This window comes from Ramlibacter sp. GCM10027632, assembly GCF_042675325.1.
In the GTDB taxonomy this organism is placed as follows: domain Bacteria; phylum Pseudomonadota; class Gammaproteobacteria; order Burkholderiales; family Burkholderiaceae_C; genus Ramlibacter.
Window position 1 is genome coordinate 104,410 of sequence record NZ_JBHTGW010000011.1, and the last position, 26,877, is coordinate 131,286.

Sequence of the window (26,877 nt, forward strand, 5' to 3'; positions counted from 1 at the left end):
GGCGTCAGCGACGCTCACGCCAAGGGTACACGCAGTTGCTCGATGACGGCGGCCGTGTCCGGCCGCACGCCGCGCCACCAGGCGAAGGCCTCGGCCGCCTGCTCGGCGAGCATGCCCACGCCGTCGGCGCAGTGCGCCACGCCGGCATTGGCCGCCAGGCGCAGGAACGGGGTCAGGCCCTTGGCATAGGCCAGCTCGTAGGCGAGGGCGCAGCCCTCGAACACGCCGGCCGGCACCGGCGGCAGCTCGGCGCGCAGGCTGGCGGAGGTGGCGTTGAACACCAGGTCGAAACGCTGGCCTTCCAGGCCGGGGTAGTCGCTGGCGGCCACCTCGGTGCCGGCCGGGGCGTGCCGGGCGGCGATGGCGGCCAGGGCCTGGGCCTTGGCCGTGTCGCGGTTGGCGATCACGAGCGCGGCCGGCGCCTCGGCCAGGAACGGCAGCAGCGCGCCGCGCGCGGCGCCGCCGGCCCCGAGCAGCAGCACGCGGCGGCCGGCCAGGGGCTGGCCCAGGTTGCGGACCGCGTCGCGCACCAGGCCCACGCCGTCGAAGTTCTCGCCCAGGATACGCGGGCCGTCGAGCTTGAGGCAGTTGACCGCGCCGGCCAGCTCGGCGCTGGGCGAGCGCTCGTCGGCGTAGGCGAAGGCGTCGAGCTTGAAGGGCGCGGTGATGTTGATGCCGCGCCCGCCGGCGGCGCGGAAGGCGTCCACCGTTTCCCTGAAGCCGCCCAGGGGGCCCAGGATCTTGGTGTACTCGATGTCATGCCCCAGCGAGCGGGCGAACTCGCCGTGGATGAAGGGGGACTTGCTGAAGTCGATCGGGTTGCCGATCACGGCGTAGCGGTCGGTCATGCCGCTTCCTTCAGGTCCTTCGAGTACAGCACGCCATCGCGCTGCATGGCCTCGATCTCCTCGGCCGGGATGCCCAGGCTGGCGGCGATCTCGGCGTTGTGCTGGCCGAGGTCGGGCGCGACCTGGGCGATGCCGGTGTCGCAGCCGGAGAAGCGGAACGGCAGGTTCGGCAGCTCGATGCGGCCCAGGGCCGGGTGGTCCTGCTCGATGATCATGCCGCGCGCGCGGATCTGCGGGTCGGCCACCACCTCGTCGATGCGCTGCACCTTGGCGCAGGGCACGTCGATCGCGTCCAGCCAGGCGAGCAGGTCGGCCACCCGGTGGGCAGCGACCCAGGGCTTGACCACCGCCAGGATGTCCAGCCGGTTCGCGTTGCGGCCGGCAGTGGTGTGCAGGCGGGCGTCGGCGGCGAAGCCGGCCGGGCCGCCGCGCGACTCCACCAGCTGCGCGAAGCGCTTCCAGGCGTCGTCCACCTGGGCGGCGATCACCAGGTCGCCGTCGGCGGCGCGGAACACGCCGTAGAGGGTGGAGGTCGGCATGTCGTGCCCGGTCTGCACCGGCACCTCCTTGCCGCCCGAGAGCGTGTAGCACTGGATCGCGTATTCGTGCATGGACACCAGGGTGTCGTACAGCGCCATGTCGATGTGCTGGCCGCGGCCGGACTTGACGCGCCCGAGCAGGGCGGCGTTGATCGCGGCCACCGCATGGATGCCGGTGTACATGTCGCCCAGCGAGATCCGCAGCAGGGGCGGGGTCTCGCCCGGGTTGCCCACCATCTGCATGATGCCGCTCTTGGCCTCGGCGATCAGGCCGAAGCCGGCGCGGTGCGAGTCGGGCCCGGTGTGGCCGTAGGCCGAGATGGAGCAGTACACCAGGCCGGGGTTGCGCGCGGCCAGCTCGGCGTAGCCCAGGCCCAGCTTGTCCAGGGCGCCGGGGCGGTAGTTCTCGACGAAGACATCGGCGCTGTCGCACAACTTGCGCATCAGGTCCCGGCCGCGCGGGTCCTTGGTGTTGACGCACAGGCCCTTCTTGCCCATGTTCAACTGCAGGAAGTAGCCGCTGTGGTCGCCCACGAACCAGGCATGCTGGCGGCCGGCGTCGCCGGTGCCGGGGCGCTCCACCTTGATCACCTCGGCGCCCAGGGCGGCCAGGCAGCGGCCCACGTAGGGGCCGGCCAGGAAGTGGCTGTAGTCGATGACGCGGATGCCCTCCAGGGGGCGCTGTTGCAGGGGCAGCATCAGTAGGCTCCGGGGCGGCGCGGGATCATCAGGCGGTGCTCGCCCTTCTGGACCACCTCGCCGTGCTGGTTGATCAACTCCGAGGGCAGGATCACGATGCCCCAGCCCGGGCGGCTCTTGCTGGCGCGCAGGCCGGTCACGCGGAACTTCACGTGCAGCGTGTCATTGATCTTGATCGGCAGCAGGAAGTCCCAGGTCCAGCCCAGGGACATGCCGGGCAGGAAGCGGTACTCGCTCTGCGTCTTCAGGCCGTCGGCGATCGACAGGCCGAACAGGCCGTGGGCGACGCGGGTGCCGAAGGGCGTGGTCTTCGCGTAGGCCTCGTCGATGTGGACCGGGGTGAAGTCGCCGGTGAGTTCGGCATAGGCGTTGATGCGCGCCTCGGTCACCGTGTAGGTGGGGCTCGTGCACTCGTCGCCTTCGGCGGCGTCGTCCCAGTAGCGTTCGGGGGTCTGGAATTCGATCTTCGGGATCTTCAGCATGGGGGCTCCGCGGGGATCAGGAAATCAGGGGCGCATCTTCACGGCCAGGGCCAGGTCCACGCTGCCGGGGACGGCCTGGATCAACTCCAGGGCGAGGCCGTCGGGCAGCTGCAGCCAGTTGAAACCCTGGGGCATCTCGGTGGCGCCGGCGGCCTTCACCGCCGCGATGGCGGCTTCGAGGTCGTCCACCATCACGCCCAGGTGGCCGAGCCAGCCGCCGTCATTGCAGGGGGGCGCCTGGAAATCGGGCGTCGCGATGAACTGCAGCCCGCCCAGGGTCCAGTACTGGCGGGGGTTGTCGGCGGGGCCGTCGACCTCGCGCATCTCCATGCCCAGCGCCTCGCGGAAGAAGCGGATGTGCCAGTGGATGTCGCGCACGCGGATCGCCACATGCTCGACGAAGGCGCGGTTCACGGAAGTCATGGACGGTTCTCCTGGGTCAGTGCCATCGCGCGCTCGATGCCCTGGATGCAGGCCACCAGCGTGCGGTTGACGGGGGTGGGGACGCCGCAGCGTTCGCCCCAGCGGACGACGGCGCCGTTGATGAAGTCGATCTCGGTGACCGAGCCCTTCTCGAGGCTTTGCAGCATCGAGGTCTTGAAGTCGGCGGGCAGGCCCTCGGCGGCCTGGATCCACGGGGCCCGGGCGTCGGCGGTGGACAGGCCCACGCCGCAGGCGCGGGCGACGTCGATCGCCTCCTGCACCGCGGCGATGGCGGTGGCCTCGATGCCGGGCAGCTGGTAGAGGGGGCCATAGGTCAGGCGGGTGATGCCCGAGAGCGCGCCGGTGGCCACGTTGACCAGCAGCTTGTCCCAGATCACGCCCACGATGTTGTCGCTCACCGTGGTGGCCAGGCCGGCAGCGTTGAAGGCCTCGCCGATGGCCCGCACGCGGGGCGTGAGGCGGCCGTCGAGCTCGCCGATCAGGGTTCTCTTGCCCTGGACGCCGGCGATGATGGAGCCGGGGCCGCGCATCACGCCGCCCACATAGGTCTTGCCGGCCACCACGTGGTCGCGGCCCACCACCTCGGACAGGATGTCCTCGTGGCCCAGGCCGTTCTGCAGCGACATCACCACCGTGTCCGCGCCGACCAGCTCGCGCGCCGCCGCCATGGCCTCGCGCGTGTGGAAGGACTTGACCAGCACGATCACCAGGTCCTGCGGGCCCAGCCCGGCGGCGCTGGTGGCGGCGCGCGCGCGCACCGTGCGCTCGCCGTCCGCGCTGCGCACCTGCAGGCCGCCGGCGTTGATGGCGTCCACATGCGGGCGGTTGCGGTTGATCAGGGCCACCTCGTGCCCGGCCTCGGCCAGCGTCGCGCCGATGGCGCAACCCAATGCCCCGGCGCCTAGAACCGCAATCCTCACGACCTGTCTCCTCGATGAATCGGGGTGATTCTGGGCAGGGGTCGGTACTTTGTTAAGGTGATGTCAAACATAATTACCATCAGATTTCGACATGATGGACCGCATGGACGCCGACCTCGACTCCCTGGACCTGAAGCTGCTGCGGCTGCTCGACTCACTCTATCGCACCGGCAACGTCACCCGCAGCGCCGAAGCCCTGGGCCAGAGCCAGCCCACGGTGAGCCTGTGGCTCAAGCGCCTGCGCGAGCGCTTCGGCGACCCGCTGTTCGTGCGCACCGCCCAGGGCATGCAGCCCACGCCCCGCGCCGAGGCCATGATCGGCACCGTGCGCGAGGTGCTGGACGCGGTGCGCCGGCTGGCCGATTCGGCGCTGGAATTCGATCCCGCCACCTCGACCCGGTCTTTCCGCATCCTCATGACGGACGCCAGCCACGTCACCCTGCTGCCGCGGCTGTTCTCGCATGTGCACGCGCTGGCGCCGGGCGTGCGGCTGGAGGCGGGCGGCCTGCATGACGGCATGGCCGAGGAATTGCGCGACGGCGAGGCCGACCTCGCCCTGGGGCTGATCCCCAAGCTGGAGGTGGGCTTCTACCAGCAGACCCTGTTCGAGCAGGACTGGATCTGCCTGGCGAACCGCCGCCACCCGCGCCTGAAGCCGGGCAAGCCCTTCACCCGGGCCGCCTATGCGCGCGAGGCGCATGTGGGCATCGTCTCGGGCACCGGCCAGCAGCTGCTGGAGGAGACGCTGCTGCGCCTGGGCCTGCGGCGCGAGGTGGTGCTGCGGCTGCCCGCCTTCCTGGGCCTGCCCGCGATCCTGTCCACCACCGAGCTGGTGGCCACGCTGCCGCGGCACATTGGCGAGACGCTGGTGCGGTCGGCCGGCGGCGCCGGCGGGGCGCTGCAGGTGCTGGCCTGCCCGCTGCCGATCCCGCGCTTCCTGGTCAAGCAGCACTGGCATGCGCGCTTCCACCACGACGCGGCGAACCGCTGGCTGCGCGGGGTCTGCGCCGGCCTGTTCCTCACGCCGGACCGGCGCTCGCCGAAGGACTGAGCCCGGGGCGGGTCAGTCCAGCCAGTCGGGGTAGGTCTCGCGCACCTTGTCGATGAAGGACAGCGTGCCCGCGAGGTGCTTGCGCAGCGCCTCGGTGGCGCCTTTCAGGTCGCGGGCGGCCAGCGCCTCGAGGATGCCCTCGTGGTCGGCCACCACGGCCTGGGCCTTGCCGCGGGCCGGCAGGTTCAGGCGGCGCAGGCGGTCCACATGGCCGCTGCGCTGGCGCACCAGGTCCCACAGCGAGGGCACGGCCGCCGCCTGGTAGAGGGCCTGGTGGAAGGCGAGGTCGGCGGCGGCGAAGCCGTCGTAGTCGGTGCGGCGCAGGGCCGCCTTCTGCGTGGCCAGGTGGCTGCGCAGGCGGTCCATCAGCGCCTCGTGCGTGGCCCCGGGCAGGCCGCACACGGCGACCAGGATCTCCAGCTCGATCGCGCGGCGCAGGAAGTGCGCCTGCAGCGCCGCGTCCACGTCGATGCGGCTCACCACCGTGGCGTGCTGCGGGAAGATGTCCACCAGGCCTTCGTCGCCCAGTCGCATCAGCGCGTCGCGGATCGGCGTCTGGCTCACGCCGTAGTGCTCGGCCAGCTCGGCCCGCGCCAGCACCGTGCCGGGCTCCAGGGTCACCGAGATGATCAGGTCGCGCAGGGCCTCGAACACCTGGGGCGCCACCTGGCGGGAGCGGTCCAGACGCAGCGGAGGCAGTTGCGCGAGTTCGGTCATGGGGCGCGATTCTAGGCAGGGAAGGGGGGCGGCCAGCCCCGGGTTTCGGAGCATTGATGCTCTAATATATCAGTGCTCCAATCCGGGCCCATGGCTTCCGACACCCCCGACGGCCCGGGCGCAGCGCCCCGCCGCAAGACCCCCGAGACCCTGCGCAGCGCGCGCTGGTTTGCCCCCGATGACCTGCGCAGCTTCGGCCACCGCTCCCGCACCCTGCAGATGGGGTACGGCCCCGAGGACTGGACCGGCAAGCCCGTCATCGCCCTGATCAACACCTGGTCGGACATCAACCCCTGCCACACCCACTTCAAGCAGCGGGTCGATGACGTCAAGCGCGGCATCCTGCAGGCCGGCGGCTTCCCGCTGGAGCTGCCCGCGATCTCGCTGGCCGAGGCCTTCGTGCGGCCCACCACCATGCTCTATCGCAACATGCTGGCGATGGAGACGGAGGAATTGATCCGCTCCCACCCCATCGACGGCGCGGTCCTCATGGGCGGCTGCGACAAGACCACGCCCGGCTTGGTGATGGGCGCGCTGTCCGCTGGCGTGCCCTTCGTCTACCTGCCCGCCGGCCCCATGCTTCGCGGCAACTGGGAAGGCAAGACCCTGGGCTCCGGCGCCGACGCCTGGAAGTTCTGGGACGAGCGCCGCGCCGGCAAGCTCTCGCAGCCGCAGTGGCTGGAGGTGGAGGCCGGCATCGCCCGCAGCCACGGCACCTGCATGACCATGGGCACGGCCGCCACCATGATGGGGATCGCCGAGGCCCTGGGCCTGACCCTGCCCGGGGCCTCCAGCATCCCGGCGCCCGACGCCAACCACCCGCGCATGGCCGCGGCCTGCGGCCGCCGCATCGTGGACATGGTGTGGGAGGACCTCACGCCCGACCGCATCCTCACCCGCGCCAGCTTCGAGAACGCGATCGCCGTGGCCATGGCCATGGGCTGCAGCACCAACGCCATCATCCACCTGGTGGCCATGTCGCGCCGCGCCGGCGCCCACTGCACCGTCACGCTGGACGACTTCGACGCCGCCAGCCGCAAGGTGCCCGTGATCGCCAACATCCGGCCCAGCGGCGACAAGTACCTGATGGAGGACTTCTACTACGCCGGCGGCATGCGCGGGCTCATGGCCCGCATGGCCTCGCACCTGCAGCTGGACGCGATGACGGTCACTGGCGCCACGATCGGCCGGAACATCGAGGGCGCGAAGGTCTTCGACGACGACGTGATCCGCCCGCTGGACAACCCCCTCTACGCCGAGGGCGCGCTGGCGGTGCTGCGGGGCAACATCGCGCCCGGCGGCGCGGTGATGAAGCCCAGCGCCTGCGCCCCGCAGTACCTGCGGCATACCGGCCCCGCGCTGGTGTTCGACAGCTACCCCGAGATGAAGGCCGCGGTGGAGGACGAGGACCTCGACGTCACCGCCGACCACATCCTGGTGCTGCGCAACGCCGGCCCCAAGGGCGGCCCCGGCATGCCCGAGTGGGGCATGCTGCCGATCCCCACCAAGCTGGTGAAGCAGGGCGTGCGCGACATGCTGCGCCTGTCCGACGCGCGAATGAGCGGCACCAGCTACGGCGCCTGCATCCTGCACGCCTCGCCCGAGGCCTACATCGGCGGCCCGCTGGCCCTGGTGAAGACCGGCGACCTGATCACGGTGGACGTGCCGGCCCGCACCATCCACCTGAACGTGAGCGACGAGGAGCTCGCCGCCCGCCGCGCCGCCTGGACGCCGCCGCCCCCGCGCTTCGAGCGCGGCTATGGCTGGATGTTCAGCCGCCACATCCTGCAGGCCGACCAGGGCTGCGACTTCGATTACCTCGAGACCTCCTTCGGCGCGCCCATCGGCGAGCCGGACATCTACTGACCTCCCACGATCTCCCGGACACCCCGATGGCCCTTTCCGACACCGCCCGCGAGCAGCTGCGCCGCGTCAGCACCGCCACCCTGTGCACCGCCCTGTTCAAGCGCGGCCTGCACCACCAGTACATCCAGGACGTGCGGCCCCTGAACCCCCACGGACCGAACATGGTGGGCGAGGCCTTCACGCTGCGCTACATCCCGGCCCGCGAGGACCTGAACCCGATCAGCGTCTTCCTCGACCCCAAGCACCCGCAGCGCGCCGCCGTGGAGCAGTGCCCGCCGGGCGCGGTGATGGTGATCGACAGCCGCAAGGACGCCCGCGCCGCCTCGGCCGGCGGCATCCTGGTCTCGCGCCTGATGAAGCGCGGCGTGGCAGGCGTGGTCACCGACGGCGGCTTCCGCGACTCGCCAGACATCGCGAAGATGGACATTCCGGCCTACCACTCGAAGCCGAGCGCGCCGACCAACCTCACCCTGCACCAGGCCATCGACATCAACGTGCCGATCGGCTGCGGCGACGCCCCGGTGTTCCCCGGCGACGTGATCGTGGGCGACGGCGAGGGCGTCGTCGTGATCCCGGCCCACCTGGCCGAGGAGATCGCCGCCGAGGCCACCGAGATGACCGCCTTCGAGGACTTCGTCCAGAGCGAGGTCATGGACGGCCGCACCATCATCGGCCTGTACCCCCCGACGAATCCCGAGACCCCGGCCCGCTTCGCGGCCTGGCGCCAGGCGAACGGGCGCTGAGACCCGGGCGGCACCGCCACCGCCTTCGACCCCCCCGACACCCCCAGAGACACGAGGAGACACCCATGTCCATCACCCGCCGCAACGCCCTGGGCCGCCTCGGCCTGAGCGCCGTCGCCGCCGCGCTGCCCGCCCTGGGCCATGCGCAGGGCGCCTGGCCCCAGGCCAAGCCCATTACCTATGTCGTGCCCTTCACGCCCGGCGGCTCCACCGACGTGATCGGCCGCACCCTCGCCGACAAGCTGGGCACGGCCCTCAAGCAGTCGGTGGTGGTGGAGAACAAGCCGGGCACCGGCGGCGGCATCGGCGCCACCTACGTGGCCAAGGCCGCGCCCGACGGCTACACCCTGATGGGGGGCACGATCAGCACGCACGCGATCAACGCCGGCCTGTACAAGAACCTGCCCTACGACCCGGTGAAGGACTTCGAGCCGGTGTCGCTGGTGGCCTTCCTGCCCAACGTGCTGCTGGTCGGCGCGCAGTCGGGCATCAACAGCGTGGCCGACCTGGTGGCCCTGCTGAAGAAGGACCCGACCCGCCGCACCTTCGCCTCCTCCGGCGCCGGCACCTCCACCCACCTCGCCGGCGAGCTGCTCGCGGACATCATCGAGGTGCCGCTCACGCACGTGCCGTACAAGGGCACGCCGCCGGCGATGCTGGATGTCTCCACCGGCCAGGTCACCTTCATGTTCGACCAGATGACGGCGGCCGTGCCTCTGATCCAGGCCGGCAAGCTCAAGGTGCTGGCCGTGACCACCGCCAAGCGCATCCCGATCTCGCCGAACACGCCGACCATGATGGAGGCGGGCGTGCCCAACTTCGAGATGTTCTCCTGGCAGGCGGTCTACGCCCCCAAGGGCACGCCCAGGGCCATCGTCGACACCCTCAGCGCCGAGATCGCCAAGGCCCTGCGCCAGCCCGACGTGCGCGACAAGCTCTCCGGCCTGGGCATGGAGGTGGTGGGCGGCTCGCCGGCCGACCTGGCCTCGCTGATGGCCCGCGAGATCCCGCGCTGGGCCGCGCTGGTGAAGAAGTCCGGCGCCACCGCCAACTGAACGTCCCGGACGCACTGGACGCATTGAACGCATTGAACGCACGAGGATCCGCCCCCATGACCCGAGCTCCCTCCACCCGCCGCTTCGCGCTGGCCGCCACCGCCGCCACCCTGGCTGCCGCCTTCGCGCCGCAGGCCCTGGCCCAGGCCGCCGCCTGGCCCACCAAGCCCGTCACCATCGTCGTGCCCTTCGTGGCCGGCGGCGGCACCGACATCGGCACCCGCATCGTGGCCCAGAAGCTCTCGCAGCTGTGGGGCCAGTCGGTGGTGGTGGACAACAAGGGCGGCGCCGGTGGCAACGTCGGCCTCGAGGTGGTCTCGCGCGCCAGGCCCGACGGCTACACCCTGCTCACGGGCAACGTCGGCACGCAGTCGATCAACCCCACGCTGTACAAGAAACTGAACTACAACCCGGATACCGCCTTCGTGCCGATCGGGCAGTTCGCCGAGCTGCCGTTCGTGATGGCGGCCACGATGTCGCTGCCCGCGAACACCGTGAAGGAGTTCGTCGCCCAGGCCAAGGCCGCCCCGGGCAAGTTCACCTACGCCAGCTCCGGCAACGGCGGTTCGCCCCACCTCTCGGGCGAGACCTTCAGCATCGCCACCGGCACGCAGCTGCTGCACGTGCCGTACAAGGGCGGCGGCGCCGCGCTGACCGACCTGGTCTCGGGCAACGTGCACCTGCTGTTCGCCTCGGTGCTGGAGACCTCCGGCTTCATCAAGTCCGGCAAGCTCAAGGCGCTGGCCATCACCAGCAAGCAGCGGGTGGCCGCGCTGCCCGACGTGCCCACGCTGGAGGAAGCCGGCGTGCAGGGCGCCGAGTCCGGCTCCTGGCTCGGCCTGCTGGCCCCGGCCGGCACGCCGCCGGAGGTGGTGGCCAAGGTCTCGCAGGGCCTGCAGCAGGTGCTGGCCATGCCCGACGTGCAGCAGCAGCTGCTGGCGCAGGGCGCGGTCGCCAGGGGCGGCACGCCGGCCGACTTCGAGCGCCTGATCGCCAACGACCGCAAGCGCTACGCCCGCATCATCACCGACAACAAGATCGCGCTGGACTGACCGCGCCCCCTCGAAGGAGACTCCATGCCATTCAAGTCCTGGCCCGTCGCGGCCCTGATCGCCCTGGGCAGCTCGCTGGCGAGCGCGCAGAACTTCCCGACCAAGCCCCTGACCATCGTCGTGCCCGCCTCGCCGGGTGGTGCGATCGACATGGCCGCGCGCCTGATCGGCCAGAAGCTCACCGATGCCTGGGGCCAGCCGGTCACCATCGACAACAAGGCCGGCGCCACCGGCATCATCGGCACCGACTTCGTGGCCCGCGCCGCGCCCGATGGCCACACCCTGGCCCTGGTGGCCAGCAGCCATGCGATCAACCCCAGCATGGTCAAGAAGCTGCCGTTCGACACCGTCAAGGGCTTCGAGCCGGTGGCCCTCACCCACGTGGTGCCGCTGATGCTGGTGGTGAACAACGCCGTGCCCGCGAAGACCGTGGGCGAGCTGGTCGCGCATGGCAAGGCCAACCCCGGCAAGCTCTCGTTCGCCTCCAGCGGCTCGGGCGGCGCGCCGCACTTCAGCGGCGAGCTGTTCAAGAGCATGGCCGGCCTGGACATCGTCCACATCCCGTACAAGGGCAGCACCCTGGCCCACCCGGACCTGATCTCCGGCCGCGTCTCGCTGATGTTCGACACGGTGGCCGCGATCAAGACCCAGGTGAAGGCCGGCACGGTGCGGGCGCTGGCGGTGACCACCGGCAAGCGCATCGCCTCCGAGCCGCAGCTGCCGACGATGGCCGAGGCCGGCCTGCCCGGCTACGAGACCAGCACCTGGGGCGGCCTGCTCGCACCGGCCGGAACGCCCAAGGCGGTCGTCGCCAAGTTGAACAGCGAAGTCAACCGCATCCTCGCCATGCCCGATGTCCGCCAGAAGCTGCTGGACGCCGGCATCGAGCCCGCGCAGGGCTCGGCCGACCAGTTCGCCCAGTTCATCGAGAAGGAAATGGCCAAGTGGGCCAAGGTCGCCAAGGACGCCGGCATCCAGCCAGAATGACGCCCGGCCCTTCTTCCAACCCACCCACGACGACATGACGACCCAACGTCCCCGCATCCTCCAGGCCCTGGGCCTGCTGCCCTGGCTCGAGAAGCAACTGAACGAGGCCTACGACGTCACCCGCCTGCCGCCCGCCGGCCCCGAGCGCGAGGCCTTCCTGGCCGCGCGCGGCGGCGAGTTCGAGGCCCTGGTGACCTCCGCCGCCGCCGGCGCCAGCCATGCGCTGCTCGACGCGCTGCCCAACCTGCGCGTGGTCTCCAGCTTCGGCGTCGGCCTCGACCAGATCGACCCGGCCCATGCCGCGCGCCGCGGCATCCCGGTGGGCTACACGCCCGACGTGCTGAACGACTGCGTGGCCGACCTCGCCTTCGGCCTGCTGCTGGACATCGCCCGCCGCCTCAGCGAGGGCGACCGCTACGTGCGCGCCGGCCAGTGGGTGGCCAAGCCGCCGGTGGCCTTCCCCCTGGGCCGCCGCGTCAGCGGCGCGAAGCTGGGCATCGTGGGCCTGGGCCGCATCGGCCAGACCATCGCCAAGCGCTCGCAGGGCTTCGACATGGAGGTCCGCTACCACTCGCGCCGCCCGGTGGCGGGCGTGCCCTGGGGCTACGAGGCCAGCCTGCACGACCTCGCCCGCTGGAGCGACTTCCTGGTGGTGATCACCGCCGGCGGCGCGGGCACGCGCCACCTGGTCGACGCCTCGGTGCTCGATGCGCTGGGCACCAAGGGCTTCCTGGTGAACGTGGCCCGCGGCACGGTGATCGACGAGGCCGCCCTGGTGAAGGCGCTGCAGGGCAAACGCATCGCCGGCGCCGCGCTCGACGTGTTCGAGTTCGAGCCCGAGGTGCCCTCCGAGCTGTTCACCCTGGACAACGTGGTGATGGTCCCCCACATCGCCAGCGCCACGGCGCAGACCCGCCAGGCCATGGGCCAGCGGGTGCTGGACAACCTCGCCTGCTTCTTCGCCGGCAAGCCGCTGCTGTCGGCGGCCCCCGTCGAGGCCTGACGGCCCGCGGCCTGGGCGTCAGCCCAGCGCGGAGAACCGGTACTCGATGCGCCCGGTGCGTGACTGCCCCGGGCGCAGGCTCGTGTCCGGGAAGTGCGGGTGGTTGGGCGCGTCCGGCAGGCCTTGCGGCTCCAGGCAGAAGGCGGCCTCGCGCCGGTAGGTGCGCCCGCCCTTGCCGGCATGGCGCGGCAGGCTGCCGTCGAAGCCGCTGGAGGAGAACACCTGCAGCCCAGGCGCATCCGACCAGGCCTCCATCGCCACGCCCGAGCCCGGCGCCTCGGCGCGGGCCAGCCGGCGCAGGACGCCCTCCCGCGCCCCGGCGGCCACGTAGCAGTGGTCGAAGGCGTGGTCCGGCAGCGCCGCCAGCGCCTCGCTGAAGCTGCGGCCTGCGCGCAGGTCGAAGGGCGTGCCCGCGACCGGTGCCACCTCGCCGGTGGGAATGCGCTTGCCGTCCACCGGCAGGTAATGCGCGGCATCCACCACGAGGCGCTGGCCGTGGATGGTCTCGCTGGCCTGGCCCTCGAGGTTGAAGAAGGGGTGGGCGGTCACGTTGACCACGGTCGGCCGGCCTGCGGCGGTGGCGCGCCAGTCGATGGCGAGTACGCCAGGATCGCGCAAGGTGTAGGTCACCTCCAGCCGCACCTCGCCGGGGAAGCCGTCGTCCGCCTCTCGGAAGGTCCAGGCCAGCGCGAGGCGGTCGGCCTCGTGCGCCAGCAGCTCGAATGGCTGGAAGCGGCAGCCGGCCGGGCCGCCATGCAGGCAGTGCGGGCCGTCGTTGGCGGGCAGGGCGGTGGTGACGCCGTCGAGGGTGAAGCGGGCGTGGCCGATGCGGTTGGCGTAGCGGCCGATCACCGCGCCCATGGAGGCCATGCCCTCGAGCATCTGCTGCAGGTGGTCGTAGCCCAGGACCACGTCATGCCAGCGCCCGCCGCGCCCCGGCACCACCAGCTGCAGCAGCCGCGCGCCGTGGTTGGAGACGGCGGCCCGCAGGCCGCCGGGGCTGCGAAGCAGGAACAGGCCGACGCGGCGGCCCGCGACCTCGCCTTCGAAACGGGAGGGGTCCAGCAGGGCTGGGGAGTCTGTGGTCATCGTACGACGGGGGCGATCAGCTGGGGGAGACTGTACCGGCTGGGCCGCTCGCAGCCGGCCTCGAGTCTCAGGGGAAACCCGAGGTTTATCGGATTGACAGGGCCCCTTCGAGCGACGACATTGAACCGCTCCCGTGTTGTACGACAACCGACAACATGGCCTTCCCCGCTTTGCCCTTTCGTTCCTTCCTGCCCATGCTCGCCCAACCCGCCTCCGCCCTGAAGTTCAAGCGCCTGCTCCTCACGGGGGCGGCGGGGGGGCTGGGCCGCGAGCTGCGTGCGCGCCTGCCGCGGTATTGCGAGTCGCTGCGCCTGTCCGACATCGCCGACCTGGGCGCCGCCGCCCCCGGCGAGGAGTGCGTTCCGCTGGACCTGGCCGACGCGCCCGGCGTGCTGGAGCTGCTCGAGGGCGTGGACGCGGTGGTCCACCTCGGCGGCGTCTCCACCGAGCAGCCCTGGGCGCCGATCCTGGCGGCCAACATCGTGGGCGTCTACAACCTCTACGAGGCGGCCCGCAAGCAGGGCGTGAAGCGGATCATCTTCGCCAGCTCCAACCATGTCACCGGCTTCTGGCGGCAGGACCAGGTGATCGATGCCGACACGCCCCCGCGTCCCGACGGCCTCTATGGCCTGTCCAAGGCCTTCGGCGAGGACGTGGCCCGCCTGTACTTCGACCGCTACGGCATCGAGACCCTGGTGGTGCGCATCGGCTCCTCCTTCCCCGAGCCGAAGAACCGCCGCATGCTGGCCACCTGGATGTCCTACGACGACCTGGAGCGCCTGGTGGTGGCCGGCCTCACCGCGCCGGTGGTGGGCTGGAGCGTGATCTACGGCATCTCCGACAACGCCACCGCGTTCTACGACAACGCCAAGGCCCGCCACATCGGCTACCGCCCGCAGGACAGCTCGGAGCCGTTCCGCCACCGGGTCGAGGCGGCCGAGCCGGTGCTGGACCTGAACGACCCCGCCAACATCTACCAGGGCGGTGCGTTCGTGTGTACCGGGCCGTTCGAGTGAGCGCCGGGGGGCAGGGGGAGGGCGGCATGGGGGCCGGTCTTGCATTCACGCGACTGTTTGCCCTGTAGGTCGGTTCGCGCGGCGGTGCTTCGCGTTTTCCTCCGGTGAGGTTCACGTGGCGGTGCTTCCTCTTTTCCTCCGGTGAGGTTCACGCGGCGGTGCTTCCCCTTTCCCTCCGGCGAAGTTCACGTCGCGGGGCTGGCAGGTGGGCTCCTCCCGGGGGCCTGGTGCACTCCCGTGCACGGGCCCACGGGTCCCTCCGCCCACCCGCCAGCCCCGCGCCGCTCACGCTGCCATGGTGAAGGCTTCGCGCCGGCGAGATCACCTCCGCCTTCTCCGGGGGGCATGGGGTCAGGGGGCATGGGGTCAGGTCTTGCATTAACGCGACTGTTCCCGCTCCGGGTCGGTTCGCGCGGGGGTGCTTCGCAGGGGGGCATGGGGTCAGGTCTTGCATTAACGCGACTGTTCCCGCTCCGGGTCGGTTCGCGCGGGGGTGCTTCGCGTTCTCCTCCGGCGAGGTTCATGTCGCGGGGCTGGCAGGTGAGCTCCTCCCGGGTGCCTGCTGCCCCCGCCCGCGCAGTGCGCTTGGCCGGAGGGAGCCGGCGGAGGCCGAGATAGACCGTCGCGTTGATGCAAGACCTGACCCCGCCCCCTCTCACTTGGCCGGAGGGAGCCGGCGGAGGCCGAGATAGACCGTCGCGTTGATGCAAGACCTGACCCCGCCCCCTCTCAGTCCGCCGTGATCTTTCCCGTCTCGATGACCTGCTTCCAGCGCGCGAACTCGCGGGCCTGGAAGGCGGTGAACTGCTCGGGCGTGTTGCCGACCACCTCGAAGCCCAGGTCCAGCAGCGGCTGGCGCACCGGCCCCTCGGCGAGGACGCCGACGATGGCCTCGTGCAGCTTGCGTCTGATGTCCTCGGGCACGCCCTTGGGCAGGGCCACCGCCTGCCAGGAGTAGACGGTCACGTCCTTGAAGCCCAGTTCCTCCATCGTCGGCACCTCGGGCAGCAGCGGCGAGCGCTTCGCGCTGGTGATGGCCAGGGCGCGCAGCTTGCCGGCCTTGATGTTCGGCAGGCCGGTGTTCACGTTCATGAAGGTGGCGTCCACCTGGCCCCCGAGCAGGTCCTGCATCGCCGGCGCGCCGCCCTTGTAGGGAATGTGCGTGCCGGTGGTCTTGGTCTCCTGCCAGAACAGTTCGGCCGTGAGGTGGTCGCTGGTGCCGTTGCCGGCCGAGGCGAAGGTCATCTTGCCGGGGCTGGCGCGGTGGAAGTCCAGCACCGACTGCACCGACTTGTGCGGCGAGGCGGCAGGCACGGCCAGCACGTTGGGTGCCTGCACGGCGACGGTGACGTAGTCGAAGTCCTTGAGCGGGTCATAGGCCACGCCCTTGATCAGGTGCGGCCCGATCACGAAGGGGCCGAGCGAGGAGACGAAAACGGTGTAGCCGTCCGGCGCCGCGCGCCTCGCCGCCGTCGCGCCCAGCGTGCCGCCGGCGCCCGCGGTGTTCTGCACGACCCAGGTGCCGCCCAGCTTCGCCGGCAGGCGGTTGGCCAGGGTGCGGGCGATCTGGTCGGTGGAGCCCCCGGGCGGGAAGGGCACCAGCAGGGTCACCGGCTTGGCCGCCGGCCAGGCCTGGGCCTGGGCGGCGAGGGCGGCGCCACCCAAGGCGAGGGCGGCGATCAGCGTGTTCAGGGTTTTCATCGCAGGTCTCCTGTCTGTCGATAGGCGGGGGAAGGGCGGGGGAAGGGCGGGACTGGGACAGGCCGGCAACGCGGCTCAGGCCCTGGCCTCGAACGTGGCCTGCTCGCGGGTCCACTGGCGGGCCTGCTCGCTCAGGCTCAGCCCCAGGCCCGGGCGGGTGGGCACCCGCATCCGGCCGCCGGCGATCTCGATGCGCTCGTTGAACAGCGGCTCCAGCCAGTCGAAGTGCTCCACCCAGCCCTCGCGCGGGTAGGCCGCTGCCAGGTGGATGTGCAGCTCCATCGCGAAGTGCGGGGCGACCAGCAGGCCGGCCTGGTCGGCCTGCGCGGCCACCTTCAGGTAGGGCGTGATGCCGCCCACGCGCGGCGCGTCGGGCATCAGGTAGTCGGCGGCGCGGTGGCGAATCAGCTCGCCGTGCTCGGCCGCGCTCGTGAGCATCTCGCCGGTGGCGATCGGCGTGTCGAAGGCAGCGGCCAGGGCGGCGTGGCCCTCGTGGTCGTAGGCGTCCAGCGGCTCCTCGATCCACACCAGGTTGAATTGCTCGAAGATGCGGCACATGCGCTGCGCCGTCGGCCGGTCCCACTGCTGGTTGGCATCGACCATGATGGCCACGCCATCGCCCAGGTGCTTGCGCACGGCTTCCAGCCGGCGCACGTCCAGCATGCGATCGGGCTGGCCCACCTTGAGCTTGATGCCGCCGATGCCGCGCTCGATCGAGGCCTGCGCGTTCACCAGCAGCTGCTCGGTCGGCGTGTGCAGGAAGCCGCCCGAGGTGTTGTAGCAAGGCACGGAATCGCGGTAAGCGCCGAGCAGCTTGGCCAGGGGCAGGCCGGCGCGGCGGGCCTTGAGGTCCCACAGCGCCACGTCGAAGGCGCCGATGGCCTGGGTCGACAGGCCGCTGCGGCCCACCGAGGCGCCGGCCCAGCACAGCTTGTCCCACAGCCGGCCGGTGTCGCTGGCGTCCTCGCCGAGCAGGGCCGGCGCGATTTCCCGGGCATGGGCAAATTGACCCGGACCGCCGGCGCGCTTGGAGTAGCTCAGGCCCAGGCCCTTCTGGCCGTCCTCGGTCTCCACCTCCACGAACAGCATCGCCACCTCGGTCATGGGCTTCTGGCGGCCGGTCAGCACCTTGGCGTCGCTGATCGGGGTGGCCAGGGGCAGGTAGCAGGAGGAGACATGCAGGCGGGCGATCCGGGAGCTGGCGGTCATGGCGTCGATCGGTCTTGTGAACGTTAACATCTGGGTCGAAAAACAAGCGGCTTTGAAGCACGCAGGCCGGTATGTTATCGTTAACAAAAATCTTGATGCCATCCGGATAAACCCATGCCCCCCCGCCCCCCCGCCGCCCGGACCGTGACCCTGCACGATGTCGCCCGCGAGGCTGGCGTCTCGCTCATGACGGCCTCGCGCGCCCTGGGCAACCCGGGGCTGGTCTCGCCCGCCACCATCGAGAAGGTCAAGCAGGCGGTGGCCGCCACCGGCTACATCCCCAACCTGCTGGCGGGCGGCCTGAAGTCCCGCCGCAGCATGACCGTGGCGGCGCTGGTCCCCATCATCTCGGTGCCGCAGTTCCTGCCCACCGTGCGCGCGCTCACCGAGGCGCTGGACGAACAGGGCTACCAGCTGATCATCGGCCAGGCCGGCTACGACCACGCCCGCGAGGACAAGCTGATCGCCACCATGATGGGCCGCCGGCCCGACGGGCTGGTGGTCACCGGCCTGGTGCACAGCGCGCAGGCCCGCGAGCAGCTGCGCGCCCTGGGCCTTCCGGTGGTGGAGACCTGGGACCTGAGCGAGCGGCCGGTGGACATGGCGGTGGGCTTCTCGCACGTGAAGGTGGGCGGCGCGGTCGCCGGCTACTTCCTCGCCAAGGGCTGGCGCCGCCTGGCCATCGCCACCGGGGATGACGAGCGCGCCGCGCAGCGCCGGGCCGGCTTCGAGGCCACGGTGGGCCGCGAGGTGCCCACGGCCGTCGTGCCCGCCCCCAGCAACCTGGCGGCCGGCCGCCGCGCCCTGGCCGAACTGCTCGAACGCGACCCGAAGGTCCGCGCGGTCTACTGCAGCTCCGACGGCCTGGCCCAGGGCGTGATGGTCGAGGCCATGGCCCGCGGCCTGCGCATTCCGCAGGACCTGGCCCTCTGCGGCTTCGGCGATGCCGACTTCGCCGCGCACCTGTGGCCCTCGCTGACGACCGTGCAGGTCGACGGCGCCGAGATCGGCCGCGTCGCGGCCCGCATGATTCTTGACCGCTGCGCGGGCAAGGACGTTCCCCACCCGGTCGTCGACCTCGGGTTCCGCATCGTCGAGCGCGAATCCACCGGCGGGCCGGCCCCCCACTGAAGGACCCAGGACCCCATGAACCCCCGTCCCCCCCTGTACATCAAGATGCACGAGGCCGACAACGTGGCCATCGTGGCCAACGACGGCGGCCTGCCCGCGGGCACCGCGTTCGCCGACGGCCTCACGCTGAAGGACAAGGTGCCGCAGGGCCACAAGGTGGCCCTGGTGGACCTGCCCGCCGGCACCGAGGTGCGCCGCTACGACGTGACCATCGGCCGGACCACGCAGGACGTGGCCGCCGGCCGCTGGGTGCACGAGCGCCTGCTGGAGATGCCGCCGGCGCGCGAGCTCGAGGGCCTGCCCATGGCCACCGGCGCCGGCCGCGCCCTGCCGCCGCTGGAAGGCTTCACCTTCGAGGGCTTCCGCAATGCCGACGGCAGCGTGGGCACCCGCAACATCCTGGCGATCACGCAGACGGTGCAGTGCGTCGCCGGCGTCACCGAGTTCGCGGTGCAGCGGATCAAGCAGGAGCTGCTGCCCAGGTACCCGAACGTCGACGACGTGGTGGCCCTGGAGCACGGCTACGGCTGCGGCGTGGCGATCGACGCGCCCGACGCCATCATCCCGATCCGCACGCTGCGCAACCTGAGCCTGAACCCGAACTTCGGCGGCGAGGTGATGGTGGTGAGCCTGGGCTGCGAGAAGCTGCAGCCCGAGCGCCTGCTGCCCCCGGGCAGCATCCCCATCGCCGACCAGCGCGAGGACAAGCTCGACGTGGTCTGCCTGCAGGACGAGGCGCACGTGGGCTTCATGGACATGGTGGCGTCCATCATGCGCCAGGCCGAAACGCACCTGAAGCGCCTGGACGCCCGCCGCCGCGAGACCGTGCCCGCCAGCGAGCTGGTGGTGGGCGTGCAGTGCGGCGGCTCCGACGCCTTCTCCGGCGTCACCGCCAACCCCGCGGTCGGCTTCTGCGCCGACCTGCTGGTGCGCGCCGGCGCCACCATCATGTTCTCGGAAACCACCGAGGTGCGCGACGGCGTGGCCCAGCTCACCTCGCGCGCCGCCACCCCCGAGGTGGCCGAGGCCGTGGTGCGCGAGATGGCCTGGTACGACGCCTACCTGCAGCGCGGCAGCGTGGACCGCAGCGCCAACACCAGCCCGGGCAACAAGAAGGGCGGGCTGTCCAACATCGTCGAGAAGGCGATGGGCTCCATCATCAAGTCCGGCACCGCGCCGATCGCCGGCGTGATCGCGCCCGGCGAGAAGCCCGCTACGCGGGGCCTGGTCTATGCCGCCACCCCGGCCAGCGACTTCATCTGCGGCACCCTGCAGCTGGCCGCCGGCATGAACATGCACATCTTCACCACCGGCCGCGGCACGCCCTACGGCCTGGCCGCCTGCCCGGTGGTCAAGGTGGCCACCCGCAGCGACCTGGCGCGCCGCTGGCACGACCTGATGGACATCAACGCCGGGCGCATCGCCGACGGCGAGGCCAGCATCGAGGAGGTGGGCTGGGAGATGTTCCGTTTCCTGCTCGACGTGGCCAGCGGCCGCAAGAAGACCTGGGCCGAGCAGTGGAAGCTGCACAACGCCCTCGTGCTTTTCAACCCGGCGCCGGTGACCTGATCCCGGGGCTGGCGGGACGTCCGGGCTGCCGAGCTCTTCAGTGGCCCCGGAATTTGGGAGAATGCTTGCGTGAAGCCCGCCCACCCCGCCCGACACCCCCTCCTGGCGCTCGGCCTGGCGCTCGGCCTGGCCGCCTGGCTGGCGCTGGCCGGCCCGGCCCGCGCCGCCGAGCCGGTGTACATCGGCATCGACGAGGCTTTCGGGGTCAAGACCAGCACCTCGCCCAAGGCGATCGAGCGCGGGGTCCGCGCCGCCATGGAGGAGATCAATGCCCGGGGCGGCGTGCTCGGCGGCCGGCCGCTCAAGCTGCTCACCACCGACAACCAGGGCGTCTCGGCCCGCGGGCGCGACAACTTCATCGAGATGGCCTCGCGGCCCGACGTGGTCGGTGTCCTGGGCGGCAAGTACAGCCCGGTGACCGTCGAGACCATGCCCGAGGCCAACCGCCTCAAGGTGCCCCTCATCAGCGTGTGGGGCTCGGCCGACCCGATCACCGATGACGCGCCCTCGCCCTCGTTCGTGTTCCGGCTCTCGCTCAAGGACAGCTGGGGCGTGGAGGCGATGATGGCGCGCGCCCGCTCGGCCTACCGCGCGCAGCGCGTGTGCGCGATCCTGCCCAACACCTCCTGGGGCCGCTCGGGCCACCAGGTGATGGCGGCGCGGGCCGCGGCCAATGGCCTGCAGGTGGTCGCCACCCGCTGGTACAACTGGGGCGAGCAGAACTTCCATGACCCGCTGCAGGCCTGCCTCGCCGCCCGGTCCCAGGCCATCCTGCTGGTGGCCAACGAGCGCGAGGGCGCGCCCTTCCTCAACCAGCTTGCCCAGCTGCCGCCGGCCCGGCGCGTGCCGGTGGTGGCCCACTGGGGCCTGACCGGGGGCGTGATCCACGAGCTGGCGCTGAATGCCCTGGACAAGGTGGACATGCAGGTGATCCAGACCTTCACCTTCATCAACAACAGCCGGCCGGCCGCGCGCCGCCTGGCGGCCTGGATCCAGAAGGACGCCAAGCTCGCCGGTGTGCGCGACATCCCCAGCCCGGTGGGCTCGGCCCATGCCTACGACATCACGCACCTGCTGGCGATGGCCGTCGACAAGGCCGGCTCCACCCGCGGCGACGACGTGCGCCGCGCCCTGGAGAGCCTGCCGCCGTTCGATGGCGCGGTGCGCCGCTACGCCCCGGCGTTCACCCCCGAGCGGCACGATGCCCTGGGCCCGCAGGACGTGCTGTTCGTGCGGGTCGAATCCGATGGCGCCCTGGTGCCGGTGAAGTAAGGACCGAATGTCATCCACGCCTTCCAGCAACCTGCGCCTTCGCATCCGCACGGAGCTGGTGCGCATCGTGCGCAGCTACGTGATCTTCGCCTCGGTGCTCGTGGCCGTCGTCACCGTCCTCGCCGGCGTGGCCTACGAGCGCAATGAAATCACCCATTACCGTCAGCTGGTGCTGACCAAGCTCGGCACCGAGGTCACCAACGTGGCCCACGAGCTGGAGTCGCTGGGCACCTCGCCGCTGCTGTGGACGGGCCTGACCGACAGCATGGGCCGCGAGGCCTACCTGGCGCCCCTGCTGGCCCAGTTCAACCGGGCCAGCCTGCGGCAGTTCACGGTGCTGGACTACCGCGGTCGCGTGTTCCTCTCGCCCGACCCGGCGACCGCCCAGGAGTTGGCCTCGAGCCAGGCGGTGGTGGACGCGGTGCGCCGCGGCCACAACGGCGCCGGCCTGCTGCCCAACGCCGCCGGCTCGCCCGACCTGGTGCTGGTCCAGCGCGTGCTCTCGCCCATGAGCGATGCGCCGGCCGGTTTCATCGTCGCGCGCATCGATACCGTCCGCCTGGCCCGCCAGCTGGACCTGGCCGCCGGTACCGAGGTTTCGTTCGCCCTGGGGAACCAGCCGCCGATGCCGCCGCTGCAGGAGGGCCTGCGGCTGTCGTCCGACGGCGTGGAGCAGGTGCGCGCCGGCGACTTCAACCTGGCGCTGCGCGCCTGGGTATTCGTGCCGGTCTACAACGCGGTGCTGATCATCGTTGTCGTGGTGCTGGTCGCCTTCGCGCTGGGGCTGTGGAACATCCGCCGCATCGTCACCTGGTCGGACCGTTTCTCCGCCAGCACCACCCGCCGCCTCGACCAGCTGCTGGTCGACTGCCAGAAGCTGCTCGCCGGCGAGCCGGTGAACAGCCTGGACGAGTCGGTGCAGGACGAACTCTCCGAGGTCACCCGCGCCCTGGCCGCCATGCTGCGCAACCAGCGCAAGGCGGCTGACGAGATGCGCACCACCGCGCTGGTCTTCTCGACCGCGGCGGAAGGCATCCTGGTGACCGACCCGCAGGGCCACATCCTCGACGCCAACCCCGCCTTCTGCCGGATGACGGCCTACAGCCGCAGCGAGCTGCTGGGGCGGCGCTCGGGCAGCCTGTACCGCCAGGTCGGGCGCGGCGACCAGAGCCGCGAAATGACCCGCGCGCTCAAGGAGCACGGGCGCTGGACCGGCGAGACCAACTTCGTCGACCGGCACGGCAATGTCATCCCGACGTCGGTGGCGATCTCCGCCATCCGCGACGAGACCGGCAACACCAGCGGCCACGTGGCCGTGATCACCGACGTCAGCCGCCTCAAGGAGGCCGAGAACCAGCTGCGCAACCTCGCCTACCGCGACGCGCTCACCGGCCTGCCGAACTTCCGCCTGCTGACGCGCCAGGCCCGCGACCTGCTGAACTCGCTGCCGCTGGAAGGCGGCCGGCTGGCGGTGCTGTTCTTCGACCTGGACAAGCTCAAGTTCGTCAACGACAACCACGGCCACGAGGCGGGCGACGCGATGATCAAGGCGATGGCCGCGCACCTGTCCGAGGTGCTGCCGGCCGGCCACCTGCTGTGCCGCCGCTCGGGCGACGAATTCCTGGCCGTGGTGGACCTCACGCCCGACGGCGCGCTGCACGCCCTGCGCGCCGCGCTGGAGGCCGTCAACCCGGTGATGGTGCAGTTCGGCCATGACCAGATCCCGGCCACCGCCACGGTGGGCATCGCCCGCCTGCCCGAGGACGGCCGCAGCTGGCACGAGCTGCAGATCTGCGCCGACGTGGCCATGAACGAGGCCAAGCAGACCCGCCGCGGCTCGGTCATGTGGTACGACGCGGTGCTGGGCGCCAAGCGCTACCGCCACCGCCTGATCCAGACCAAGCTGGCCCAGGCGATCGAGCAGGGCGTGCTGCAGGTCTACTACCAGCCCGAGGTCGACCTGCGGGATGGCTCCATCGTCGGCTTCGAGGCGCTGGCGCGCTGGACCGACCCGGAGCTGGGCGTGATCCAGCCCTCCGAGTTCATCCCGATCTCCGAGGACGCGCACCTGTCCGACCAGCTCACCATGCTGGTGGCCAGCCGCGTGCTGCGTGACAAGAAGGAACTGCAGGCCCGCTTCCCGGGCGTCAAAGTGGCTTTCAACGCCGCGCCCCAGGTGTTCCGCAACGCCGACCTGCTCAAGTACCTGTCGGACCAGGCCAACGAGGACCCGCAGGCCCTGGACGGCCTGGAGATCGAGCTGACCGAGACCCAGGTCGCGCGCGACGAGGCCAGCCTCATGCCGCAGCTGCAGATGCTCACCGCCCTGGGCGTGCGCCTGGTGATCGACGACTTCGGCACCGGCTACTCTTCGCTGGCGCGCCTGACGCAGATGCCGATCAGCCGCCTGAAGATCGACCGCTCCTTTGTCGCCGGCCTGAACCAGGCCCGCCAGGACCGCATCGCGCGCCTGATCGTCAACATGGCCCAGGGGCTGTCGCTCGAGGTCACGGCCGAGGGCCTGGAGGAGCCGGCGCAGCGTGAGGCCCTCCTGGGCATGGGCTGCCACCGCGGCCAGGGCTGGCTGTTCGCGCCGGCCCTGCCGATGTCCGAGGTGATGCTGATGATGACGCCGCTGGAGGCTGCGGCGGTCGAGGCGCTGTAAGCGCGCCGGGCCCGAGGTGGCCTCAGGCTGCCAGCGGCACTTCCTGGCGCTGCTGCAGGTGGCGCGCGAGGAAATCCAGGGTGTGCTGGTGCGCCGCCACGGAGGCCGCCTCGTCGTAGGCGCTGCGGCCCGGGTGCATGAAGCCGTAGGTGGCGTCGTAGACCTGGAACTGCGGCACCGGGCCGCGGGCGCCGTCGTGCTCCTTGCCATGGTGCTCGATGAAGCGGCGGATGCCGGTGCGCGACATCCACTTGCCATCGGTGGGGAAGTGCGCCAGCACCGGGCAGCGCGGCTCGCGCGCGATCTCCTCGGGCGTGTCCATGCCGCCGCCGTAGTGGCACACCGCCGCGTCGATGCCCTCGATCTGGCAGGCCGTGCGCCAGGCCAGCAGGCCGCCCCAGCAATAGCCCACCACCGCGAGCCGCAGGAACGGCGCGAGCCGGCGCGCGTGGGCGATGGCCGCCTCGATATCCAGCATCACGCCGTCGGAGGGCAGGGGCTGCAGGGGACGCACGAGGCGCAGGTCCCAGCGGCTCTGCTCGAAGCGGTAACCATAGTCCTGGCCGGTGCGGCCGCGGCTGAAGGTGGACGGCGCCACGGCCAGGTAACCCGCGGCCGCGAATTTCTCGGCCATCTGGCGGGCATGGGCGCCCACGCCGGGCCGGGCATTGGCCACCGCCGGGGTGCGGCGGGACGCGCCATTCCAGCTGGGCGTGCGCTGGTCCATCTGCTGCAGCACCACGACGGCGCCGCGCGGCGCCTCGGCCGGCTGGACGACGTAGGCGCGAACGATCGACGCGTCGCGCGTGGCGAGGTCGATGTAGTGCGGCAGCGGTTCGTCGAGCGTCATGTCAGGCGGGGACTACCGGCGGATTCTGGCAGAGAAAACACCGTTGCACCGGGGGTGGGTTCGTGCAATTTTCTGCCAATTAACCAGAGGCCGCGAGCGCCTCGTTCAAGGCGCAGGGCGCCACTCGAGCGCGAAAAGAAAAATATGAAAACGCACGTTCTAAAAGATGATTCGATCAATAAATCCAAGGGGTGATCGGAATGTTCCTGTGAATTCCTTCGTCGTGGATTCGGGGCCCCGTCGCCGCCCGCCTGCCCCGCAAAACTTTTGATGACTCGCGAAAACCCGAAAAAGGCTGCTATACTTCAAGGCTTGGCGGCTGTAGCTCAGTTGGATAGAGTACTTGGCTACGAACCAAGGGGTCGTGGGTTCGAATCCTGCCAGCCGCGCCAAAACAAGAACGGGCCAGTTCCCCACAAGGGACTGGCCCTTTTCTTTTGCCTGTCCGTTTCCTGCTTCCCTCATGCATCCCTCTGATATCGGCCTCGTGGGCCTGGGCGTCATGGGCGAAAACCTCGCCCTCAACCTCGAAAGCAAGGGCTTTCACGTCAGCGGCTTCGACCTCGACGACGCCAGGCGCGCCAGCTTCGCGCAGCGCGTGGCCGGCCGCCGCGGCCGCGCCGCCGGCAGCCTGGCCGACCTCGTCGCGGGACTGTCCCTGCCGCGCAAGCTGCTGCTGATGGTGCCGGCCGGCGCCGCGGTGGATGAAGTCCTCGCGCAGCTGCGCCCGCTGCTGTCCGCCGGCGACGTGGTCATCGACGGCGGCAACACCCGCTTCACCGACACCGCCCGCCGCCTCGCCGAGCTCGAAGGCAGCGGCATCCTCTACGTGGGCGCCGGCGTCAGCGGCGGCGAGGAGGGCGCGCTGCGCGGTCCCGCCCTCATGCCCGGCGGCGACGCCCGGGCCTGGCCGGTGGTGCGCCCGCTGCTGCAGGCCATTGCCGCGCGCGCCGAGGACGGCGAGCCCTGCTGCGACTGGATCGGCGCCGGTGGCTCGGGCCACTTCGTCAAGATGGTCCACAACGGCATCGAGTACGCCGACATGCAGACCCTGTGCGAGGCCTACTGGCTGATGCGCGAGCTGGCCGGCCTGTCCGCCGGTGACATGGCCGGCGTGTTCGGGCAGTGGAACGAGGGCGAGCTGGCCAGCTACCTGGTCGGCATCACCGCCGACATCCTCAAGCGCCAGGACGAGGACACCGGCCAGCCGCTCGTGGACCTGATCCTGGATACCGCCCAGCAGAAGGGCACCGGCAAGTGGACCAGCCAGGTCGCGCTGGACCTGGGCGTGCCCGCGCCGACCATCGCCGATGCCGTGTTCGCCCGCGCCATCAGCGCGGTCAAGTCCGAGCGCGTCGCCGCCTCGCAGGTGCTGGCCGGGGCCGCGCCGCGCGCCTTTGCGGGCGAGCAGGGCGCCTTCGTCGAGCAGGTCCGCCGCGCCCTGCTGGCCGCCAAGGTCTGCGCCTATGCCCAGGGCTTCGCGCTGCTGCGCGCCGCCGACCAGGAGCACGGCTGGGGCCTGTCCTTCGGCGGCATCGCCTCGGGCTGGCGCGCCGGCTGCATCATCCGCGCCCGGCTGCTGGAAGACATCCGCCGCGCCTTCGCGCGCGAGCCGCAGCTGGCCAACCTGCTGCTCGACCCGCACTTCGCCGAGGTCATGGCCCGCTGCCAGCAGGACCTGCGCGAGGTCGTCGCCACCGCCGCGATGCACGGCGTCGCCGTGCCCGCCTTCATGAGCGCGCTGGCCTGGTACGACGCCTACCGCTCCGCGCGCCTGCCGGCCAACCTGCTGCAGGCCCAGCGCGATTACTTCGGCGCGCACACCTACGAGCGCACCGACCGGCCGGGCAGGTTCCACACCCGCTGGACCGATTGACCGGCTGAGGTCAGGCCCCCGGGCCCCCTGGCCCCGCCCGGCGGGCCCCTCCTGCGCCGCGGGCACGCCGGTTGCCGCCTTCCTGGGCGTCGT

The 26,877-nt window shown here is 71.2% G+C and carries 23 protein-coding genes and 1 tRNA gene; 14 read left to right on the forward strand and 10 right to left on the reverse strand.

The window, feature by feature from the left end; genetic code table 11:
- Nucleotides 1–14 precede the first annotated feature (14 nt).
- From aroE to ACFQZY_RS16400, 5 genes are read right to left on the reverse strand one after another with little or no spacing between them, the layout of a single operon-like run.
- Nucleotides 15–848 carry a shikimate dehydrogenase gene (gene aroE, locus ACFQZY_RS16380; RefSeq protein WP_377417767.1) on the reverse strand — a complete coding sequence of 278 codons (834 nt, stop codon included), beginning with the start codon at nt 846–848 and terminating at the stop codon, nt 15–17.
- Nucleotides 845–2,077 carry a CaiB/BaiF CoA transferase family protein gene (locus ACFQZY_RS16385; RefSeq protein WP_377417866.1) on the reverse strand — a complete coding sequence of 411 codons (1,233 nt, stop codon included), beginning with the start codon at nt 2,075–2,077 and terminating at the stop codon, nt 845–847. The genes aroE and ACFQZY_RS16385 overlap by 4 nt, the downstream gene beginning before the upstream one ends.
- A gap of 8 nt (nt 2,078–2,085) precedes the next feature.
- The gene (locus tag ACFQZY_RS16390; protein WP_377417769.1) at nt 2,086–2,568 is read right to left on the reverse strand and encodes a MaoC family dehydratase; all 483 of its coding nucleotides are present in this window, start codon (nt 2,566–2,568) and stop codon (nt 2,086–2,088) included.
- Between the two features lie 24 nt (nt 2,569–2,592).
- On the reverse strand, nt 2,593–2,991 hold the full coding sequence (locus tag ACFQZY_RS16395; protein WP_377417771.1) for a VOC family protein: 399 nt from the start codon (nt 2,989–2,991) through the stop codon (nt 2,593–2,595).
- Nucleotides 2,988–3,932 carry a ketopantoate reductase family protein gene (locus tag ACFQZY_RS16400; RefSeq protein WP_377417773.1) on the reverse strand — a complete coding sequence of 315 codons (945 nt, stop codon included), beginning with the start codon at nt 3,930–3,932 and terminating at the stop codon, nt 2,988–2,990. The genes ACFQZY_RS16395 and ACFQZY_RS16400 overlap by 4 nt, the downstream gene beginning before the upstream one ends.
- A 103-nt stretch (nt 3,933–4,035) precedes the next feature.
- Here ACFQZY_RS16400 and ACFQZY_RS16405 point away from each other — a divergent pair, with 103 nt between their 5' ends.
- On the forward strand, nt 4,036–4,983 hold the full coding sequence (locus ACFQZY_RS16405) for a LysR family transcriptional regulator (RefSeq protein WP_377417775.1): 948 nt from the start codon (nt 4,036–4,038) through the stop codon (nt 4,981–4,983).
- A 12-nt stretch (nt 4,984–4,995) separates the two neighbouring features.
- Here the strand turns inward: ACFQZY_RS16405 and ACFQZY_RS16410 are convergent, their stop codons facing one another.
- Nucleotides 4,996–5,700, reverse strand: coding sequence for a GntR family transcriptional regulator (locus ACFQZY_RS16410; RefSeq protein WP_377417777.1), 705 nt, complete (start codon nt 5,698–5,700; stop codon nt 4,996–4,998).
- 90 nt (nt 5,701–5,790) lie between these two features.
- Here ACFQZY_RS16410 and araD point away from each other — a divergent pair, with 90 nt between their 5' ends.
- The 6 genes from araD (at nt 5,791) to ACFQZY_RS16440 (ending at nt 12,406) form a co-directional block, all read left to right on the forward strand.
- Nucleotides 5,791–7,566: an L-arabinonate dehydratase gene (gene araD / locus ACFQZY_RS16415; protein WP_377417779.1), complete on the forward strand. Its 1,776-nt coding sequence runs from the start codon at nt 5,791–5,793 to the stop codon at nt 7,564–7,566.
- A 26-nt stretch (nt 7,567–7,592) separates the two neighbouring features.
- On the forward strand, nt 7,593–8,309 hold the full coding sequence (locus ACFQZY_RS16420) for a ribonuclease activity regulator RraA (protein ID WP_377417781.1): 717 nt from the start codon (nt 7,593–7,595) through the stop codon (nt 8,307–8,309).
- A 65-nt stretch (nt 8,310–8,374) separates the two neighbouring features.
- On the forward strand, nt 8,375–9,364 hold the full coding sequence (locus tag ACFQZY_RS16425) for a Bug family tripartite tricarboxylate transporter substrate binding protein (protein ID WP_377417783.1): 990 nt from the start codon (nt 8,375–8,377) through the stop codon (nt 9,362–9,364).
- Nucleotides 9,365–9,420: 56 nt separating this feature from the next.
- Entirely contained in the window at nt 9,421–10,416 is a 996-nt protein-coding gene (locus ACFQZY_RS16430) for a Bug family tripartite tricarboxylate transporter substrate binding protein (protein ID WP_377417785.1), read from the forward strand.
- A 24-nt stretch (nt 10,417–10,440) separates the two neighbouring features.
- Nucleotides 10,441–11,403: a tripartite tricarboxylate transporter substrate binding protein gene (locus ACFQZY_RS16435; protein ID WP_377417787.1), complete on the forward strand. Its 963-nt coding sequence runs from the start codon at nt 10,441–10,443 to the stop codon at nt 11,401–11,403.
- 34 nt (nt 11,404–11,437) lie between these two features.
- On the forward strand, nt 11,438–12,406 hold the full coding sequence (locus ACFQZY_RS16440) for a 2-hydroxyacid dehydrogenase (protein WP_377417789.1): 969 nt from the start codon (nt 11,438–11,440) through the stop codon (nt 12,404–12,406).
- Nucleotides 12,407–12,424: 18 nt separating this feature from the next.
- On the opposite strand, the gene ACFQZY_RS16445 is transcribed toward ACFQZY_RS16440, so the two are convergent.
- Nucleotides 12,425–13,495: an aldose epimerase family protein gene (locus ACFQZY_RS16445; protein WP_377417791.1), complete on the reverse strand. Its 1,071-nt coding sequence runs from the start codon at nt 13,493–13,495 to the stop codon at nt 12,425–12,427.
- A 194-nt stretch (nt 13,496–13,689) separates the two neighbouring features.
- On the opposite strand from ACFQZY_RS16445, the gene ACFQZY_RS16450 reads away from it, so the two are divergent.
- Nucleotides 13,690–14,511 carry an NAD-dependent epimerase/dehydratase family protein gene (locus ACFQZY_RS16450; protein ID WP_377417793.1) on the forward strand — a complete coding sequence of 274 codons (822 nt, stop codon included), beginning with the start codon at nt 13,690–13,692 and terminating at the stop codon, nt 14,509–14,511.
- 729 nt (nt 14,512–15,240) lie between these two features.
- Here ACFQZY_RS16450 and ACFQZY_RS16455 read toward each other — a convergent pair.
- Both ACFQZY_RS16455 and ACFQZY_RS16460 read right to left on the reverse strand, forming a co-directional pair.
- Nucleotides 15,241–16,212: a Bug family tripartite tricarboxylate transporter substrate binding protein gene (locus ACFQZY_RS16455; protein ID WP_377417795.1), complete on the reverse strand. Its 972-nt coding sequence runs from the start codon at nt 16,210–16,212 to the stop codon at nt 15,241–15,243.
- Nucleotides 16,213–16,287: 75 nt separating this feature from the next.
- Nucleotides 16,288–17,421, reverse strand: a complete 1,134-nt coding sequence (locus ACFQZY_RS16460; protein WP_377417797.1) for a mandelate racemase/muconate lactonizing enzyme family protein — start codon at nt 17,419–17,421, stop codon at nt 16,288–16,290.
- A 114-nt stretch (nt 17,422–17,535) separates the two neighbouring features.
- On the opposite strand from ACFQZY_RS16460, the gene ACFQZY_RS16465 reads away from it, so the two are divergent.
- The 4 genes from ACFQZY_RS16465 (at nt 17,536) to ACFQZY_RS16480 (ending at nt 24,058) form a co-directional block, all read left to right on the forward strand.
- Nucleotides 17,536–18,552 carry a LacI family DNA-binding transcriptional regulator gene (locus tag ACFQZY_RS16465; RefSeq protein WP_377417799.1) on the forward strand — a complete coding sequence of 339 codons (1,017 nt, stop codon included), beginning with the start codon at nt 17,536–17,538 and terminating at the stop codon, nt 18,550–18,552.
- Between the two features lie 15 nt (nt 18,553–18,567).
- Nucleotides 18,568–20,121 (forward strand): galactarate dehydratase, encoded by a 1,554-nt coding sequence (gene garD / locus ACFQZY_RS16470; RefSeq protein WP_377417801.1) that lies wholly within the window; start codon nt 18,568–18,570, stop codon nt 20,119–20,121.
- 69 nt (nt 20,122–20,190) lie between these two features.
- Nucleotides 20,191–21,393 carry an ABC transporter substrate-binding protein gene (locus ACFQZY_RS16475; RefSeq protein WP_377417803.1) on the forward strand — a complete coding sequence of 401 codons (1,203 nt, stop codon included), beginning with the start codon at nt 20,191–20,193 and terminating at the stop codon, nt 21,391–21,393.
- Between the two features lie 7 nt (nt 21,394–21,400).
- The gene (locus ACFQZY_RS16480) at nt 21,401–24,058 is read left to right on the forward strand and encodes a putative bifunctional diguanylate cyclase/phosphodiesterase (protein ID WP_377417805.1); all 2,658 of its coding nucleotides are present in this window, start codon (nt 21,401–21,403) and stop codon (nt 24,056–24,058) included.
- A 22-nt stretch (nt 24,059–24,080) separates the two neighbouring features.
- Here the strand turns inward: ACFQZY_RS16480 and ACFQZY_RS16485 are convergent, their stop codons facing one another.
- Nucleotides 24,081–24,908 (reverse strand): dienelactone hydrolase family protein, encoded by an 828-nt coding sequence (locus ACFQZY_RS16485; protein WP_377417807.1) that lies wholly within the window; start codon nt 24,906–24,908, stop codon nt 24,081–24,083.
- A 315-nt stretch (nt 24,909–25,223) separates the two neighbouring features.
- Here ACFQZY_RS16485 and ACFQZY_RS16490 point away from each other — a divergent pair.
- A tRNA-Arg gene (locus tag ACFQZY_RS16490) sits at nt 25,224–25,300 on the forward strand.
- Between the two features lie 71 nt (nt 25,301–25,371).
- A complete protein-coding gene (gene gndA / locus ACFQZY_RS16495) occupies nt 25,372–26,784 on the forward strand; it encodes an NADP-dependent phosphogluconate dehydrogenase (protein ID WP_377417809.1) in 1,413 nt (470 codons plus the stop codon).
- Nucleotides 26,785–26,877 lie beyond the last annotated feature (93 nt).